Genomic DNA, 15918 nt, shown 5'->3' on the forward strand with positions numbered 1-15918 from the left:
GTACTGGCCAGGGCACCACGGGGAGAGAGCCTGTGGACAACCCGTCCACAGGCGGACCCGTCCCGCCGGGCCGCCGCCCCGCAGTGCGGTCCGGACGCCTCCTGACGAAGGGCGGGGGCGCGCGCTAGAGTCCCGCCCACAGGGACGTTACCGATGGGTAAGGGGTACGTGGCATGCGGCTCGGCATCAACCTCGGCTACTGGGGCGCGGGCATGGACGGCGACAACCTCGCCGTGGCGCAGGAGGCGGACCGCCTCGGCTACGACGTCTGCTGGGCGGCGGAGGCGTACGGCTCCGACGCGCCCACCGTGCTGTCCTGGGTCGCCGCCAAGACGGAACGGATCGACGTCGGCTCGGCGATCATGCAGATCCCGGCCCGGCAGCCCGCGATGACGGCGATGACCGCCGCCACCCTCGACTCGCTCTCCGGCGGGCGCTTCCGGCTCGGCCTCGGCGTCTCCGGGCCGCAGGTCTCCGAGGGCTGGTACGGCGTGAAGTTCGACAAGCCGCTGGCCCGCACCCGCGAGTACGTGGAGATCGTCCGCAGGGCGATGTCCCGCGAGCGCCTCACCTACGACGGCGCCCACTGGACCCTGCCGCTCCCGGACGGACCGGGCAAGCCGATCAAGCTCACGGTGCACCCGACCCGCCCGCACATCCCGCTCTACATCGCGGCCATCGGCCCGAAGAACCTGGAGCAGACCGGCGAGATCGCCGACGGCGCCCTGCTGATCTTCCCGGCCGCCGAGCACCTGGAGGACACCGCGCTGCGCCACCTGCGCGCGGGCCGCGAGAAGGCCGGGCTCACCATGGACGGCTTCGACGTCCACCCGACCCTGCCGCTCGCCCTCGGCGACGACATCGACGCGCTCGCCGACATCTTCCGCCCGTACACCGCGCTGTACGTCGGCGGCATGGGCAGCCGCAAGCAGAACTTCTACAACCAGCTCGCCCAGCGCATGGGCTACGAGAAGGCCGCCGCCGAGATCCAGGACAAGTACCTGGCCGGCGACAAGGCAGGCGCCGCCGCCGCCGTGCCGCGTCAGCTGATCGACCAGACCACCCTGCTCGGCTCCGTCGACCGGATCGCCGACCGGATGAAGGCCTACGCCGCCGCCGGGGTCACCACCCTGACCCTCGCACCGGCCGGCTTCACCCTGGACGAGCGGCTGGCGGCCCTCAGGGCGGGCGTGGAGGCACTGGAGCGGGCCGGGCTCGCGTAGGAGCCCGCGGAGAAGTCCGCGGCCGTGGTGGGGGCTCGGGGGGTCTTCCCCGCCACGGCCGTCACGCAGCACAACGCGCGGGTGCCGCCGGGGTTACGCGCCGGACGGCACCCCGCGCGTCCGTCGTTCGGCCCAGTCCGCCCGGCCCTCCTGTTGCCCGACCGCGCACGGCCCACTTGACTCGTACTCCACGGGAGGTGGCAGCCATGCTCACGGCCAAGAGCCTGTTCCAGGAAATCATCGACGACGACGAGTCCTTCCAGCTCTTCTGCTCCATCGCCGCCAGCGGCGAGGCCCAGGGAGGCTGGGAGAACGCGCGCATCGCGGCCCTCGTGGCCCCCGGGATGCGGGACCTGGCCCCCAAGATCACCAGGCACGGCGCCGACGAGGACAAGCACGGCCGCATCTTCAACGCGTTGATGAGGAAGCGCGGCCTCGACCCCGTCCCCGTACCCCCCGACACCGACTACACGATGCTGCTCGAACGGCGCGGCATCGGCCTCGCCCACGACAAGCTGCGCCGCGACGAACCCCTCACCGAGCGGGACATCGTCGTCTACCTCGCGCACAGCCGCGTCACCGAGGAGCGCGCCGCCGCCCAGATGCGGCTGCTCGTCCGGTACTTCGGGGACGACCCCGACCTCGGCAAGGCCATCAGGATGATCTGCGCCGACGAGGACAACCACCTCGCCTACTGCCACGAGGAGCTGCTCCGCCTCAACCGCGCGGGACACGGCCGGCTCATCCAGGGCGTGCTGCGCGAGTCCGCGCTCGCCGAGATCCAGGTCTACCGGGACGTCAGCCTCGCCGTGATGCGGCACATGGGGCGGATCCTGCGCTGGCCGAAGCCCAAGGCCGCCGCGCTCGCCGCGGGCATCCACGGCGTGTACGCGTACGAGCGGGCCGCCGGCTGGCACCGGATGGTCGGCCTGCGGATGCCGGAGCGCCGTGACGCCCTCGGCGGCCCCGCGACCCCGGTCCCCGCCTTCTGAGCCCGCGCCCTCCGGGTCCGGCTCACATCCAGCCGCGCCGCTTGAACAGCCGGTACAGCCCGACCACGATCCCGGCCATCAGCAGGAGCACCGCCGGATAGCCGGCCACCCAGTGGAGCTCCGGCATGTGGTCGAAGTTCATCCCGTAGACGCCCGCGACCATCGTGGGCACCGCGGCCATCGCCGCCCACGCGGAGATCTTCCGCATGTCGTCGTTCTGCCGCACGCCCATCTGTGCCAGATGCGCCGACAGCATGTCCGAGAGCAGCCGGTCCAGGCCCTCCACCTGCTCGTTCGCGCGCAGCAGGTGGTCGGTGACGTCCCGGAAGAACGGCACCGAGGTCTCGTACACGAACGGCACCGTGCCCGTGGTCAGCTTCGCCATCGGGCCGACCAGCGGGACCGACGCCCGGCGGAACTCCAGGACCTGCCGCTTGGCGTTGTAGATCCGCTCCGCCGTCCGCCCGGGGTTGCCGCCCATCGGCGCGAAGACGTCGGCCTCCAGCTCCTCCAGGTCCACCTGGAGCTCCGCCGCGACGTCCAGGTAGTGGTCCACGATGGCGTCGCCTATCGCGTACAGCACCGCCGTCGGCCCGTGCCGCAGCACCTCCGGCTCCGCCTCCAGACGCCTGCGGACCGCCGCCAGCGGGGCGCCCTCGCCGTGCCGCACGGTCACCACGAAGGAGTCGCCGATGAACACCATCAGCTCGTCCGAGGTGACCCGGTCGCTCTCCGGCTCGTACACCACCGGCTTGAGCACCACGAAAAGCGAGTCGTCGTAGATCTCCAGCTTGGGCCGCTGATGCGCCTTGAGGGCGTCCTCCACGGCCAGCGGATGCAGCGCGAACTCGCTGGAGACATGGGCGAACTCCGCCTCCGTGGGCTCGTGCAGCCCCACCCACAGAAAGGCGTCCCCGGTCGCCCGCGCCTCGTCCAGGGCGTCGGAGAGGTCGGCCGGGCCGTCGGTCCTGCGCCCGTCCCGGTAGATGGCTGAATCCACGATCACGCGCCGTATTCTCCCCCGAGGTCCGTCTTCGCGCACCCGTCGGTCCGCCCGCGCCCGTACGCTGGCCGCCATGGCCACGCTGATCCTCGTCCGGCACGGACGTTCCACCGCCAACACCTCCGGGGTGCTCGCCGGGCGGATGCCCGGGGTCGCGCTCGACGACCGGGGCGCCGCCCAGGCCGCCGCGCTGCCCGGCCGGCTCGCCGGGATCCCGCTCGCCGCCGTCGTCTCCAGCCCCCTCCAGCGCTGCCGCGAGACCGTGGCGCCGCTCCTCGACGCACGCTCCGGACTCGCCCTCCACACCGAGGAACGGATCAGCGAGTGCGACTACGGCGACTGGTCCGGCCGCAAGCTCGCCGAACTGGCCGACGAGCCCCTGATGGAGGTCGTCCAGGCGCACGCCTCCGCGGCCGCCTTCCCCGGCGGCGAGTCGATGCGCGGGATGCAGGCCCGCGCGGTGGACGCCGTCCGCGACTGGAACGCCCGGATCGAGGCCGAGCACGGCGAGGACGCCGTCTACGCGATGTGCTCGCACGGCGACATCATCAAGGCGCTCGTCGCCGACGCCCTCGGTCTGCACCTGGACCTCTTCCAGCGGATCCACGTGGACCCCTGCTCCGTCACGGTCGTCCGCTACACGCGGCTGCGCCCCTTCCTGGTCCGCCTCGGCGACACCGGCGACCTCGCCGGGCTCGCCCCGCGCGAGACGCCCGGCGGCGGGAAGGCGGAGGTGGGGGGCGGCGCGGGCGCACCGTGATCCTCCCGCGCAGTAGGGTGGACGCGCCGCCGCGGCAGCATCGCAGCAGCCCACGACAGCACCACAGTCGAGAGCCAAGGGAGTCCGGAACGTGTCCCGTCAGGTGTTCCTCTACGACCCACCGGAGCGTTTCGTGGCCGGCACGGTCGGACTGCCTGGCCGCCGTACGTTCTTCCTCCAGGCGTCCGCGGCCGGCCGGGTCACCAGCGTCGCCCTGGAGAAGACCCAGGTGGCGGCCCTGGCCGAGCGCATCGACGAGCTCCTGGACGAGGTCGTCCGGCGCACCGGCGGCAACGCGCCCGTCCCCGCGGTCGCCCCCGCCGAGATCTCCGACACCGCGCCCCTGGACACCCCCGTCGAGGAGGAGTTCCGGGTCGGCACCATGGCGCTCGCCTGGGACGGCGAGGAGCAGCGGATGATCGTCGAGGCGCAGGCGCTCGTCGAGCTCGACGCGGACTCCGAGGAGGACCTCGCCGCGGCCGAGGAGCGGCTGCTCCAGGACGAGGAGAACGGCCCCCCGATGCTGCGCGTCCGGCTCACCGGCGCCCAGGCCAGGGCCTTCGCCAAGCGTGCCCTCGACGTCGTCAACGCCGGGCGCCCGCCGTGCCCGCTGTGCAGCCTGCCGCTGGACCCCGAGGGCCACGTCTGCCCCCGCCAGAACGGATACCGGCGCGGCGCATGAGCGGTGACCGGACCCCCGCCGCCGTGGACCTGCTCACCCGGGGGGAGCTGACCGTCCACGGCCAGGTCCGCGAGGCCTCCAACGCGGTGCTGTTCTGCTCCGTCGCGCTCGGGGACGAGCGGGCGGACTGCGTCTACAAGCCGGTCATGGGCGAGCGCCCGCTGTGGGACTTCCCCGACGGCAACCTGGCCCGCCGCGAGGTCGCCGCCTACGAGCTCTCCGAGGCCACCGGCTGGGGCCTGGTGCCGCCGACCGTGCTCCGCGAGGGGCCGTACGGGGAGGGCATGGTCCAGCTCTGGGTCGACGCCGACCCCAAGGCCGAGCTGCTCGCGCTCGTCGACGGCGAGGAGGCGGGCGCCGGCTGGAAGGCCGTCGGGCCCGCCCAGGTCGCCGAGGACCGCACCGCCCTGCTCGTCCACGCCGACACCCCCGGGCTGCGCCGGATGGCCGTCCTGGACGCCGTCATCAACAACGGCGACCGCAAGGGCGGCCACCTGCTGCCCACCCCGGACGGCCGCCTGTACGGGATCGACCACGGCGTCTCCTTCCACGTGGACGACAAGCTGCGCACCCTGCTGTGGGGCTGGGCGGGCGAGGAGCTGACCGAGGAGGCCGCGGGCGTCCTCGCCCGGCTGGCCGAGCGGCTCGCGCCCGGCACCCCCTTGGCCGAACGGCTCGCGGCGCTGCTCACCGCCGCCGAGGTGGCCGCCCTGCGGGAGCGGGTCGCCGTGCTGCGCGGGACCGGGCGGCACCCCGTACCGTCGGGGCAGTGGCCGGCGATCCCCTGGCCGCCCGTCTGACGCCGGGCGGAGCCCCGCGCGGCACGGCCGATTATTTTCGGCCAAGGGGTACGGAGGGGTAAGACCCCCGGGGGGTATGCACGATCGCGTCCGTCCCGCAAGACCGCCTAATCGGTCAAGATCCCGGATGCGGTTCGTATCCGGAACACCTGTCCGGTTACGCTCAGGACATGCATGCCTGGCCCGCTTCTGAGGTCCCCGCCCTGCCCGGCAAGGGCCGCGACCTCCGGATTCACGACACGTCGACCGGCGGACGAGTGACCCTCGCCCCCGGCCCTGTCGCCCGTATCTACGTCTGCGGCATCACGCCGTACGACGCGACCCACATGGGTCACGCGGCGACCTACAACGCGTTCGACCTCGTTCAGCGCGTGTGGCTCGACACCAAGCGGCAGGTTCACTATGTCCAGAACGTGACGGACGTGGACGACCCGCTGCTGGAGCGGGCCGTGCGCGACGGGATCGACTGGGTCGGCCTCGCCGAGCGCGAGACCGCCCTGTTCCGCGAGGACATGACCGCGCTGCGGATGCTGCCCCCGCAGGACTACATCGGCGCGGTCGAGGCCATACCCGGCATCATCCCGCTCGTCGAGCGCCTCCGGGACTCCGGCGCCGCCTACGAGCTGGACGGCGACATCTACTTCTCGGTCGAGGCCGACCCGCACTTCGGCCAGGTCTCGAACTACGACACCGAGCTCATGCGCCACCTCTCCGCCGAGCGCGGCGGCGACCCGGACCGCCCGGGCAAGAAGAACCCGCTCGACCCGATGCTGTGGATGGCCGCCCGCGAGGGCGACCCGAGCTGGGACGGCGGCAGCCTCGGCGCCGGGCGCCCGGGCTGGCACATCGAGTGCGTCGCCATCGCCCTGGACCACCTCGGCATGGGCTTCGACGTGCAGGGCGGCGGCTCCGACCTGATCTTCCCGCACCACGAGATGGGCGCCTCGCACGCCCAGTCCCTCACCGGCGAGTTCCCCATGGCCAAGGCGTACGTGCACGCCGGCATGGTCGGCCTCGACGGCGAGAAGATGTCGAAGTCGAAGGGCAACCTGGTCTTCGTCTCCACCCTGCGCAAGGAGGGCGTCGACCCGGCCGCCATCCGGCTCGCGCTGCTCTCGCACCACTACCGCGCCGACTGGGAGTGGACCGACCAGGTCCTCCAGGACGCCGTCGACCGGCTCGGGCGCTGGCGCGCCGCCGTCTCGCGCCCCGACGGCCCGTCCGCCGACGCGCTGGTCGAGGAGCTCCGCGAGGCGCTCTCCGACGACCTGGACGCCCCGGCCGCGCTCGCCGCGGTCGACCGCTGGGCCGCGCTCCAGGAGGCCGAGGGGGGCACCGACGAGTCCGCCCCCGGGCTGGTCTCCCGCGCCGTCGACGCGCTGCTGGGCGTCGCCCTGTAAGGCGCGCGTGAGCTGCGTGTAGGGCGCGCCCGCCGCCGCCCCCCGTCGCACGCGACCGCCTCCGGACTTCTCGCCAAGTCCGGGGGCGGTTCCTTTTTGTCCTGTCGTCATGCTCGATTCTGCGCTAAACAGGCGCCATGCAATCATCAATGCGCATGAGAGCTGCAGTCGCCGGTGCACTGCTCGGCCTGCTCGCCGCCTTCGCCGGGCCCGGCGGCAGCGCGGCGGCCGTGCCCACAGGCACCACCGGCCCTACCGGCACCACCCATCCCGCCGGCACCTCCGATCCCACCGAGACCAGCGGCACCACCGTGGGCGACCTCACCGGATTCGCCGCCGACGGCCCCGTCTACCGGCTGACCGCCGGCCGCGCCGAGGCCCGGGTCAGCTTCGTCTCCGCCGAGACCTTCCGCATCGAGCTGGCGCCCGACGGAACGTTCACCGACCCCACCGGCCGCGACATCGTCCTGCCGCAGGGCCCGCCGCCCGCCACCCGCTGGGCGGACCGCGGCGACCGCTACGAACTCAGCACCGCGCGGGTCACCCTGCGCGCCTACAAGTCGCCGCTCCGCTTCGCCGCGGTCCGCGCCGACGGCACCCCGCTCTGGTCCGAGACCCAGGGCCTCACCTGGGACAAGGACCGCACCACCCAGTCCCTGGCCCGCGGCGCCGACGAGCAGTTCTACGGCGCCGGGATGCAGAACGGGCGCGGCAACACCTCCCACCGAGGCAAGACGGTCGAGGTCGGCGTCGACTACGACTGGAACGACGGGGGCCACCCCAACTCCGTCCCGTTCTACCTCTCCTCCGCCGGCTACGGCGTCTACCGCAACACCTACGCCCCCAACACCTACGTCTTCGGCGAGCCCGTCACCACCACCGTCCGCGAGGAGCGCTTCGACGCCTACTACTTCGCGGGCCCCCGCCCGGGCGCCCTCAAGGACGTCATAGGCCAGTACACGAAGCTGACCGGCAAACCCTTCATGCCGCCCGTCTACGGCCTGGAGATCGGCGACGCCGACTGCTACCTCCACAACGCCAACCGAGGCGAACGGCGCACCCTGGACGCCCTGAGGGTCGCCGACGGCTACGTCGAGAACGACATGCCCAACGGCTGGATGCTCGTCAACGACGGCTACGGCTGCGGCTACGAGGACCTCCCCGAGGCCGCCGAGGGCCTCCAGCAGCGCGGGATGCGGCTCGGCCTGTGGACCGAGGACGGCATCGACAAGCTCGGCGAGCAGGTCAGGGCCGGCCAGCGGGTCGCCAAGCTGGACGTCGCCTGGGTCGGCGAGGGCTACAAGTTCGCCCTCGACGGCTGCAAGGACGCCCACGCCGGCATCGAGGCCCACAGCGACGCCCGCGGCTTCACCTGGGCCCCCGAGAGCTGGTCCGGCGCCCAGCGCTGCGGCGTCCAGTGGTCCGGCGACCAGTCCGGCAGCTGGGAGTACATCCGCTGGCAGATCCCCACCTACGCCGGCGCCTCCATGTCCGGGCTCGCCTACACCACCGGCGACGTCGACGGCATCTTCGGCGGCAGCGCCAAGACCTACACCCGCGACCTCCAGTGGAAGACGTTCCTGCCGGTCACCATGACCATGGACGGCTGGGCCGCGCAGGACAAGCAGCCCTTCCGGTACGGCGAGCCGTACACCTCCATCAACCGGGCCTCCCTCAAGCTGCATGAGGCCCTGCTGCCCTACATCTACTCGCACGCCCACCAGGCCACCCGCACCGGCGTCGGCCTCGCCCGGCCGCTCGCCCTGGAGTACCCGGACGACCCGGTGGCGGCCTCCGACGCCGCCAAGTACGAGTTCCTCAGCGGCGAGGACTTCCTGGTCGCCCCCGTGTACAAGGACGCCGTCGAGCGCGACGGCATCTACCTGCCCAAGGGCACCTGGATCGACTACTGGAACGGGCGGGTCTACGAAGGCCCCCGCACCCTCGACGACTACAGCGCCCCGCTCGACACCCTGCCGCTGTTCGTCCGAGCCGGCGCCACCGTGCCGATGTGGCCGGGCGGCATCCGCTCGTACACCCAGCGCACCCCCGGCTCCGCCCTGGCCTGGGACGTCTATCCGCAGGGCGACTCCTCCTTCACCCTGTACGAGGACGACGGCGTGACCCGCGAGCACCGCGAGGGGCGGTACGCCACCCAGCGCGCCGAGGTCCGGGCGCCCCGCTCCGGCGCGGGGGACGTGAGCGTGCGGATCGGCCCCAGCGAGGGTTCCTACGCCGGCAAGGCCGCCGCCCGTCCGTACGCCTTCACCGTGCACACCGGCGACGCCCCCCGCGCCGTCACCCTGGGCGGGCGGACGCTCAAGGGCTTCGGTTCGAAGGCCGCGTTCGAGGCCGCGGGCCAGGGCTGGTGGTACGACAAGGACGACCGGGGCGGCGTGGTGCGGGTCAAGACCGCCGCCCAGCGCACCGACCGAGGCTTCACCCTGCTCCTCCGCGGCACCAGCGCCGTCGGCGGGGCCGTCCCCGGTGCCGCCGCCTCCGCCGCCGCGCCGGCCGCGCAGGAGCTGGGCGCGGGCGTGGCCGGCACCGTGGCCGTCGACGTCACCGCCGGCACCCGGGACGCCACCGGCGTCCGGGTCGGCCTCGACGTCCCGGCCGGCTGGCGGGTCGCCCCGGCCGCCCCGATCGCCCGCGTCCCGGCCGGCACCACCCGGCGGGTCGAGCTCACGGTGACCCCGCCGCCCGGCGCCGTACCGGGGGAGGCCACCCTCACCGCGAGCGTCCGCCACCGGTCCGCCGGAGTGGACCGCACGGCCCTGCGGCGGTTCGCCGTCGGGGTGATGCCCCCGCCGCCGACCGGGCCCGCCTGGGCGAGCGACCTGGTCTGGCTGAGGTCGTCCAACGGCTGGGGCCCGCCGGAGCGCGACCGCTCCAACGGCGAGTCCGGGGCCGCCGACGGGCGCACCCTCACGCTGGCCGGGCAGACCTACGCGAAGGGCATCGGCGCCCACGCCGACTCCGACATCGAGGTCTACCTCGGCGGGCGCTGCACCGCCTTCACCGCCGACGTCGGCATCGACGACGAGATCAACGGCTACGGGGAGGTCGCCTTCTCCGTCGAGGCCGACGGCACGGTGCTGTGGACCTCGCCGAAGGTGACGGGCGCCTCCGCGACCGTGCCGGTGCGGGTGGACCTGACGGGCGCGCGCCATGTGCGCCTCAAGGTCACCGACACCAACGGGTCGAAGAGCGGCGACCACGGGGACTGGGCGGGCGCGCGCTTCGACTGCGCCTGAGCCCTGGAAACACCGGTGGGAGGGGCGGCGGCGCCACCCCTCCCACCGGCTGTGGAACGGTCAGTCCTCCGAGGTCCCGGGGGTGTCGGGGGTTTCGGGGGCCGCGTCGGAGCCCCCGTTCGCGCCCTCGCCGTCCGCCGCCTCGCCGTCCGCCGCCTCGGCTCCGGCGCTCTCGGCTCCGGCCGCCTCGGCCCCGGCGGCCTCGGCCCCGGCTCCGGCCGCCTCGGCTCCGGTGTCCGCCGGAGCCGCGTCCGCCGGATCCGCGTCCGCCGGACCCGCCGTCGGCGGCTCCGGGTCGGTGCCCGGGACCGCCTCCGGTCCCGGCTGCTGCGGCTTCGGCGGGCGGGTCCGCTCACCGGCGCCGTCCCGCAGATACGGGGTGTCGCCGCCCTCCGTGGCCACCGGCCCGGGGCCCGAGCCCGGCTCCCGGCGCCGCAGATAGCGCTCGAACTCGCGGGCGATGGCCTCGCCGGAGGCCTCCGGCAGCTCGGCGGTGTCCCGCGCCTCCTCCAGGGTCTGGACGTACTCGGCGACCTCGCTGTCCTCGGCGGCCAGCTGGTCCACGCCCACCTGCCAGGCCCGCGCGTCCTCGGGCAGCTCGCCCAGCGGGATGCGCAGGTCGATCAGGTCCTCCAGGCGGTTGAGCAGGGCCAGGGTCGCCTTCGGGTTCGGCGGCTGCGACACGTAGTGCGGCACCGCGGCCCACAGGCTCACCGCCGGCACCCCGGCGTGCGTGCAGGCCTCCTGGAGGATGCCCACGATGCCCGTCGGGCCCTCGTAGCGCGTCTCCTCCAGGTCCATCGTGCGCGCCAGGTCGGGGTCCGAGGTCACCCCGCTGACCGGCACCGGACGGGTGTGCGGGGTGTCGCCGAGCAGCGCGCCCAGGATCACCACCATCTCCACGCCCAGCTCGTGGGCGAAGCCCAGCAGCTCGTTGCAGAACGAACGCCAGCGCATCGACGGCTCGATCCCGCGCACCAGGACCAGGTCCCGGGGTTTGTCGCCGCCGATCCGCACCACGGAGAGCCGGGTGGTGGGCCAGGTGATCTTCCGGACGCCGCCGTCCAGCCACACCGTGGGCCGGTTGACCTGGAAGTCGTAGTAGTCCTCGGCGTCCAGCGCCGCGAACACCTCGCCCTTCCACTCCCGGTCCAGATGGGCGACCGCCGCGGAGGCGGCGTCACCGGCGTCGTTCCACCCCTCGAACGCGGCCACCATGACCGGGTCGATCAGCTCGGGTACCCCCTCGAGCTCGATCACCCAGCGCCTCCTTCGTCGAAGTTCCTGTCGTACGGACCAACCTTACGGCTTTCCGGTGGCCCGCCCGGAGCCCTCGGACCCGCCCGAAAGCCGTCCCGGCCGTTGATCGACTACCCAGGAACCCGCGTCGGCACGCGTGCCGGCTCACTCCTCCCAGAGCGTGCTCGGGGCCTCCCTCCGCAGCACCGGGGCGATCTCCTCCGCGAAGCGCTCCAGGGTCTCGATCTGCTCGGCGGTGGACTGGCCGAAGGCGTCGACAGTGACCGACTGCAGATCGTGCCGGTACACCTCGTGATAGCCGAGGATCTTGTCGATGACCTGCTGCGGCGAGCCGATCAGCTGCGGTCCGCCCGCGATGGCCTCCTCGATCGTGACGAAGGGCGTGTTGTAACCGGCCCGGCCCGCCAGGTGCGGGCGGAAGTTCTGCCGGGTGCGCGCCTCGTACAGCTCCTTGTAGCGGGCGACGGCCCGCTCGTGGGTGTCGGCGATGAGCAGCCCGCCGGAGCCCGCCGCCACCCGCGCGTCCTTCGGGTCGTGCCCGTACGCCTCGAAGCGCTCCCGGTAGTGGGCGATCAGCTTCGCGTACGCCTCGCGCGGCTGGATGGCGTTGGCGGTGAACAGCGGGTCGCCGTGCTTCGCGGCGAGCTCGGGGGAGTTGAGGCTGGTGGCCGAGCCGTGCCAGACGCGCGGCGCCCCCGCGTACGGGCGGGGCACGGTGGTCACGTTCTTCAGCGGAGGGCGGAACTCGCCCTCCCAGTCGACGCCCTCCTCGGTCCACAGCCGGCGCAGCAGCTCGTAGCGCTCCTTCTGGAGGTCCCACTGCCGGTCCTCGTCCAGGCCGAAGAGGTCGAAGTGGCCGGCCTCCGCGCCCTTGCCGACGACCAGCTCGACCCGGCCCCGGGAGAGCAGGTCGAGGGTGGCGAAGTCCTCGGCCACCCGGACCGGGTCGAGGACGGCGACGACGGTGACGCCGGTCAGCAGCCGGATCCGGGAGGTGCGGGCGGCCAGCGCGCCGAGCAGCACGGAGGGGCTGGAGGAGAGGAAGGGGCCGGTGTGCCGTTCACCGATCGAGTACGCGTCGAAGCCGAGCCGTTCGGCGGCCTCGCCGACGGCCAGGACCTGCTCCAACCGGTCCGCGGGGGCGTCGAGTTCGCCGGTGAGGGGGTGGGGGAGATGGCCGATGAGGGAGAGCACCTGAAACTTCATGCTGCCACTCTGCGCGCGCAGTGTTGCGGCGTTGTGGCGGCGATGTGGCGGCGCGCCCGGGCGGGCACAGGGGTCCGCGCCCGCCCGCGCGGGGGCACGCGTAAGGGGCGGTCTCCAGGGAGACCGCCCCTTACCCCGCGGGTGCGGCGCGGGCTACTTGCGCAGCATGTCCTCGACCTTGCCGCGGATCTCGTCCGTCGCGAGGCCCCGGATGGTGAGCGTGGTGCGGCGGCGCAGCACGTCGTCGGCGGTCTCGGCCCACTCGTGGTCGCGGGCGTAGGCGACCTGGGCCCAGATCTCCGGGGCGTCCGGGTGGACCCGCTGGGCGAGCTCGGGGTTCTCGTTCGCCATGCGGGCGATGTCGAAGGCGAGCGAGCCGTAGTGGGTCGCCAGGTGCCTGGCGGTGTCGGCGGACATCCGCGGGCCGGGCGCCGGGCCGTCCACGAGGAGGCGGTGGGCGACCGCGTTCGGGTTGGCTATGCCGGGCAGCGGGAGCCGCTTCGGCAGCGTCGACACCGGCTCGTAGGAGTCGCCGAGCGGGTGGCCGGGGAGGGCCTCCAGCTTCTTCATGATGGTGCGGCCGATGTGGCGGAAGGTGGTCCACTTGCCGCCGGCCACCGACAGCATCCCGCCGCGGCCCTCGGTGACGACCGTCTCGCGCTTGGCCTTGGAGGTGTCGCCGGGACCGCCCGGCAGCACCCGCAGACCGGCGAAGGCGTAGGTGATCAGCGAGCGGTCGAGCTGCTGGTCGCGGATGGAGAAGGCGGCCTCGTCCAGGATCTGGGCGGTGTCCTTCTCGGTGACCGCGACCTCGCCCGGGTCGCCCTCGTACTCCTCGTCGGTGGTGCCGAGCAGCAGCATGTCCTCCCAGGGGAGGGCGAAGGTGATGCGGTACTTGTCGATGGGGGTGGCGAGCGCCGCCTTCCACGGGGAGGTGCGCTTGAGGACCAGGTGCGCGCCCTTGGAGAGGCGGATGGAGGGGGCCGCGTTGGGGTCCTCCATCGTGCGCAGGCGGTCCACCCAGGGACCGGTGGCGTTCAGCACCAGGCGGGCGCTGACGCCGAACTCCTCGCCGTCGAGCCGGTCCTTCAGCTCGGCGCCGGTGACCCGGCCCCGGGTGAAGCGCAGCCCGGTGACCTCGGCGTGGTTGAGCACGACCGCGCCGGACTCGACGGCGGCGCGGACCGTCATCAGGGCCATGCGGGAGTCGTTCATCTGGTCGTCGCCGTAGACGGCGACGGCCTTGAGGTCCTCCGTGCGCAGCTCCGGGACGTCCTGGGCGGCCTTGGCGGGGGAGAGCAGGTGCCCGACGCCGTCGCCGAAGGCGGACAGGGCGCTGTACGCGAAGACGCCGGCGCCCAGCTTGGCGGCGCCGTGCGGGCCGCCCTTGTAGACGGGCAGGTAGAAGGTGAGCGGGTTGGACAGGTGGGGGGCCACCTGGCGGGAGACCGCGCGCCGCTCGAAGTGGTTCTCGGCGACGAGCTTGACCGCGCCGGTCTGCAGGTAGCGCAGACCGCCGTGGAGGAGCTTGGAGGAGGCGGAGGAGGTGGCGCCGGCGAAGTCGCCGGCGTCCACGAGGGCCACCCGCAGCCCGGACTGCGCGGCGTGCCAGGCGGTGGAGATGCCCAGGATGCCGCCGCCGATCACCAGGAGGTCGTACGTCGCCTTGGACAGCTGCTCTCTGGTCTCGGCGCGGGTCGGGAGGGAACCGGCGGCCGGGTGCATCCCCAGGGAGGGGAGGCTCTGCAGGGTGGTCATCGCGAATTACTCCTCGTCAGTTCTCTTCTGCTTCGAGCCAGCCCATGGAGCGCTCGACGGCCTTGAGCCAGTTCTTGTACTCGCTGTCGCGCTTGTCGGCGTCCATGCGAGGGGTCCACTCGGCGGCCCGGCGCCAGTTGGCGCGCAGCGCGTCGGTGTCGGGCCAGAAGCCGACGGCCAGCCCGGCGGCGTAGGCGGCGCCGAGGCAGGTGGTCTCGGCGACCATCGGACGCACGACGGGGGCGTCCAGGAAGTCGGAGAGGGTCTGCATCAGCAGGTTGTTGGAGGTCATGCCGCCGTCGACCTTGAGGGCGGCGAGCTCGACGCCGGAGTCCTTGGTCATGGCGTCGGTGATCTCGCGGGTCTGCCAGGCGGTGGCCTCCAGGACGGCACGGGCGATGTGCGCCTTGGTGACGTACCGGGTGAGACCGGCGATCACGCCGCGGGCGTCGGAGCGCCAGTACGGGGCGAAGAGCCCGGAGAAGGCCGGGACGAAGTAGGCGCCGCCGTTGTCCTCGACGGAGGAGGCGAGCGTCTCGATCTCGGCGGCGGACTTGATGAGGCCCATCTGGTCGCGCATCCACTGCACCAGGGAGCCGGTGACGGCGATCGAGCCCTCCAGGGCGTAGACCGGCTTGGCGTCGCCGATCTGGTAGCCGACCGTGGTCAGCAGGCCGCTGTAGGAGTTGATGATCTTGTCGCCGGTGTTCATGAGCATGAACGTGCCGGTGCCGTAGGTGGACTTGGCCTCGCCCTCGGCGAAACAGGTCTGGCCGAACAGGGCGGCCTGCTGGTCGCCGAGCGCGGAGGCGACCGGGACGCCGTCGAGGACGCCGCCCTTGACCGTGCCGTACACCTCGGCGGAGGAGCGGATCTCGGGGAGCACGGCGGCGGGGATGTCGATCGAGTGCAGGATGCGCTCGTCCCAGGCCATCTCGTGGAGGTTCATCAGGAGGGTGCGGGAGGCGTTGGTGACGTCGGTGACGTGCACGCCGCCCTCGGTGCCGCCGGTCAGGTTCCAGATGACCCAGGAGTCCATGGTGCCGAAGAGGATCTCGCCGCGCTCGGCGCGCTCGCGCAGGCCCTCGACGTTGTCGAGCAGCCAGCGGACCTTGGGGCCGGAGAAGTACGAGGCGAGCGGCAGGCCGGTCTCGCGGCGGAAGCGGTCCTGGCCGACGTTGCGGCCGAGCTCCTTGCACAGGGCGTCGGTGCGGGTGTCCTGCCAGACGAGCGCGTTGTGCACCGGCTCGCCGGTGTTCCTGTCCCACATCAGCGTGGTCTCGCGCTGGTTGGTGATGCCGATCGCCTTGACGTCGGCCGAGGTGATGCCCGCCTTGGCGATGGCGCCGGCGACGACCTCCTGCACGTTGGCCCAGATCTCGGTGGCGTCGTGCTCGACCCAGCCCGGCTTCGGGAAGATCTGCTCGTGCTCCTTCTGGTCGACGGAGACGATCCGGCCGTCCTTGTCGAAGACGATGCAGCGCGACGAGGTGGTGCCCTGGTCGATGGCCGCGATGAAGGGGCCGGCGGTGTGTGCGTCGGTCACGGTGTACTCCAAGGGAAGTCTGGAAGAAGGA

General features: G+C 72.9%; 12 protein-coding genes. 7 read left to right on the forward strand and 5 right to left on the reverse strand.

Going from position 1 to position 15918, the window contains the following annotated elements; translation table 11 throughout:
• The first annotated feature begins 173 nt into the window (after positions 1-173).
• Positions 174-1223 (forward strand): LLM class F420-dependent oxidoreductase, encoded by a 1050-nt coding sequence (locus ACZ6J5_RS23365; protein ID WP_469394476.1) that lies wholly within the window; start codon positions 174-176, stop codon positions 1221-1223.
• Between the two features lie 206 nt (positions 1224-1429).
• A complete protein-coding gene (locus ACZ6J5_RS23370; RefSeq protein ID WP_469394477.1) occupies positions 1430-2215 on the forward strand; it encodes a ferritin-like domain-containing protein in 786 nt (261 codons plus the stop codon).
• 22 nt (positions 2216-2237) lie between these two features.
• On the opposite strand, the gene corA is transcribed toward ACZ6J5_RS23370, so the two are convergent.
• Positions 2238-3230 carry a magnesium/cobalt transporter CorA gene (corA, locus tag ACZ6J5_RS23375; protein WP_469394743.1) on the reverse strand — a complete coding sequence of 331 codons (993 nt, stop codon included), beginning with the start codon at positions 3228-3230 and terminating at the stop codon, positions 2238-2240.
• A 61-nt stretch (positions 3231-3291) separates the two neighbouring features.
• Between corA and ACZ6J5_RS23380 the strand changes: the two genes are divergently transcribed.
• From ACZ6J5_RS23380 to ACZ6J5_RS23400, 5 genes are all read left to right on the forward strand, one after another.
• Positions 3292-3978, forward strand: a complete 687-nt coding sequence (locus tag ACZ6J5_RS23380) for a histidine phosphatase family protein (RefSeq protein ID WP_469394479.1) — start codon at positions 3292-3294, stop codon at positions 3976-3978.
• Positions 3979-4069: 91 nt separating this feature from the next.
• Complete coding sequence (locus tag ACZ6J5_RS23385) at positions 4070-4660, forward strand: DUF3090 domain-containing protein (protein ID WP_469394480.1); 591 nt, start codon at positions 4070-4072, stop codon at positions 4658-4660.
• Positions 4657-5460: an SCO1664 family protein gene (locus tag ACZ6J5_RS23390; RefSeq protein WP_469394481.1), complete on the forward strand. Its 804-nt coding sequence runs from the start codon at positions 4657-4659 to the stop codon at positions 5458-5460. Before ACZ6J5_RS23385 ends, ACZ6J5_RS23390 begins: the two co-directional genes overlap by 4 nt.
• 170 nt (positions 5461-5630) lie before the next feature.
• On the forward strand, positions 5631-6860 hold the full coding sequence (gene mshC, locus ACZ6J5_RS23395; RefSeq protein ID WP_469394483.1) for a cysteine--1-D-myo-inosityl 2-amino-2-deoxy-alpha-D-glucopyranoside ligase: 1230 nt from the start codon (positions 5631-5633) through the stop codon (positions 6858-6860).
• Between the two features lie 137 nt (positions 6861-6997).
• On the forward strand, positions 6998-10117 hold the full coding sequence (locus tag ACZ6J5_RS23400) for an NPCBM/NEW2 domain-containing protein (protein ID WP_469394484.1): 3120 nt from the start codon (positions 6998-7000) through the stop codon (positions 10115-10117).
• Positions 10118-10177: 60 nt separating this feature from the next.
• On the opposite strand, the gene ACZ6J5_RS23405 is transcribed toward ACZ6J5_RS23400, so the two are convergent.
• The 4 genes from ACZ6J5_RS23405 to glpK form a co-directional block, all read right to left on the reverse strand.
• On the reverse strand, positions 10178-11377 hold the full coding sequence (locus ACZ6J5_RS23405) for a PAC2 family protein (protein ID WP_469394486.1): 1200 nt from the start codon (positions 11375-11377) through the stop codon (positions 10178-10180).
• Between the two features lie 144 nt (positions 11378-11521).
• On the reverse strand, positions 11522-12583 hold the full coding sequence (locus ACZ6J5_RS23410) for an LLM class flavin-dependent oxidoreductase (RefSeq protein ID WP_469394488.1): 1062 nt from the start codon (positions 12581-12583) through the stop codon (positions 11522-11524).
• 153 nt (positions 12584-12736) lie between these two features.
• Positions 12737-14341 carry a glycerol-3-phosphate dehydrogenase/oxidase gene (locus tag ACZ6J5_RS23415; RefSeq protein ID WP_469394490.1) on the reverse strand — a complete coding sequence of 535 codons (1605 nt, stop codon included), beginning with the start codon at positions 14339-14341 and terminating at the stop codon, positions 12737-12739.
• A 16-nt stretch (positions 14342-14357) separates the two neighbouring features.
• Positions 14358-15887, reverse strand: coding sequence for a glycerol kinase GlpK (gene glpK / locus ACZ6J5_RS23420; protein ID WP_469394491.1), 1530 nt, complete (start codon positions 15885-15887; stop codon positions 14358-14360).
• Between the last annotated feature and the right edge of the window lie 31 nt (positions 15888-15918).

The organism is Streptomyces sp. NPDC042100 (genome assembly GCF_055582325.1).

What these genes read in the sequence shown, in the direction of transcription:
- ACZ6J5_RS23365 (WP_469394476.1), top strand. Translation starts at nt 174, where the DNA reads ATGCGGCTCGGCATCAACCTCGGCTACTGGGGCGCGGGCATGGACGGC.
- ACZ6J5_RS23370 (WP_469394477.1), top strand. Translation starts at nt 1,430, where the DNA reads ATGCTCACGGCCAAGAGCCTGTTCCAGGAAATCATCGACGACGACGAG.
- ACZ6J5_RS23380 (WP_469394479.1), top strand. Translation starts at nt 3,292, where the DNA reads ATGGCCACGCTGATCCTCGTCCGGCACGGACGTTCCACCGCCAACACC.
- ACZ6J5_RS23390 (WP_469394481.1), top strand. Translation starts at nt 4,657, where the DNA reads ATGAGCGGTGACCGGACCCCCGCCGCCGTGGACCTGCTCACCCGGGGG.
- mshC (WP_469394483.1), top strand. Translation starts at nt 5,631, where the DNA reads ATGCATGCCTGGCCCGCTTCTGAGGTCCCCGCCCTGCCCGGCAAGGGC.
- ACZ6J5_RS23400 (WP_469394484.1), top strand. Translation starts at nt 6,998, where the DNA reads ATGCAATCATCAATGCGCATGAGAGCTGCAGTCGCCGGTGCACTGCTC.
- ACZ6J5_RS23410 (WP_469394488.1), bottom strand. Translation starts at nt 12,583, where the DNA reads ATGAAGTTTCAGGTGCTCTCCCTCATCGGCCATCTCCCCCACCCCCTC.
- ACZ6J5_RS23415 (WP_469394490.1), bottom strand. Translation starts at nt 14,341, where the DNA reads ATGACCACCCTGCAGAGCCTCCCCTCCCTGGGGATGCACCCGGCCGCC.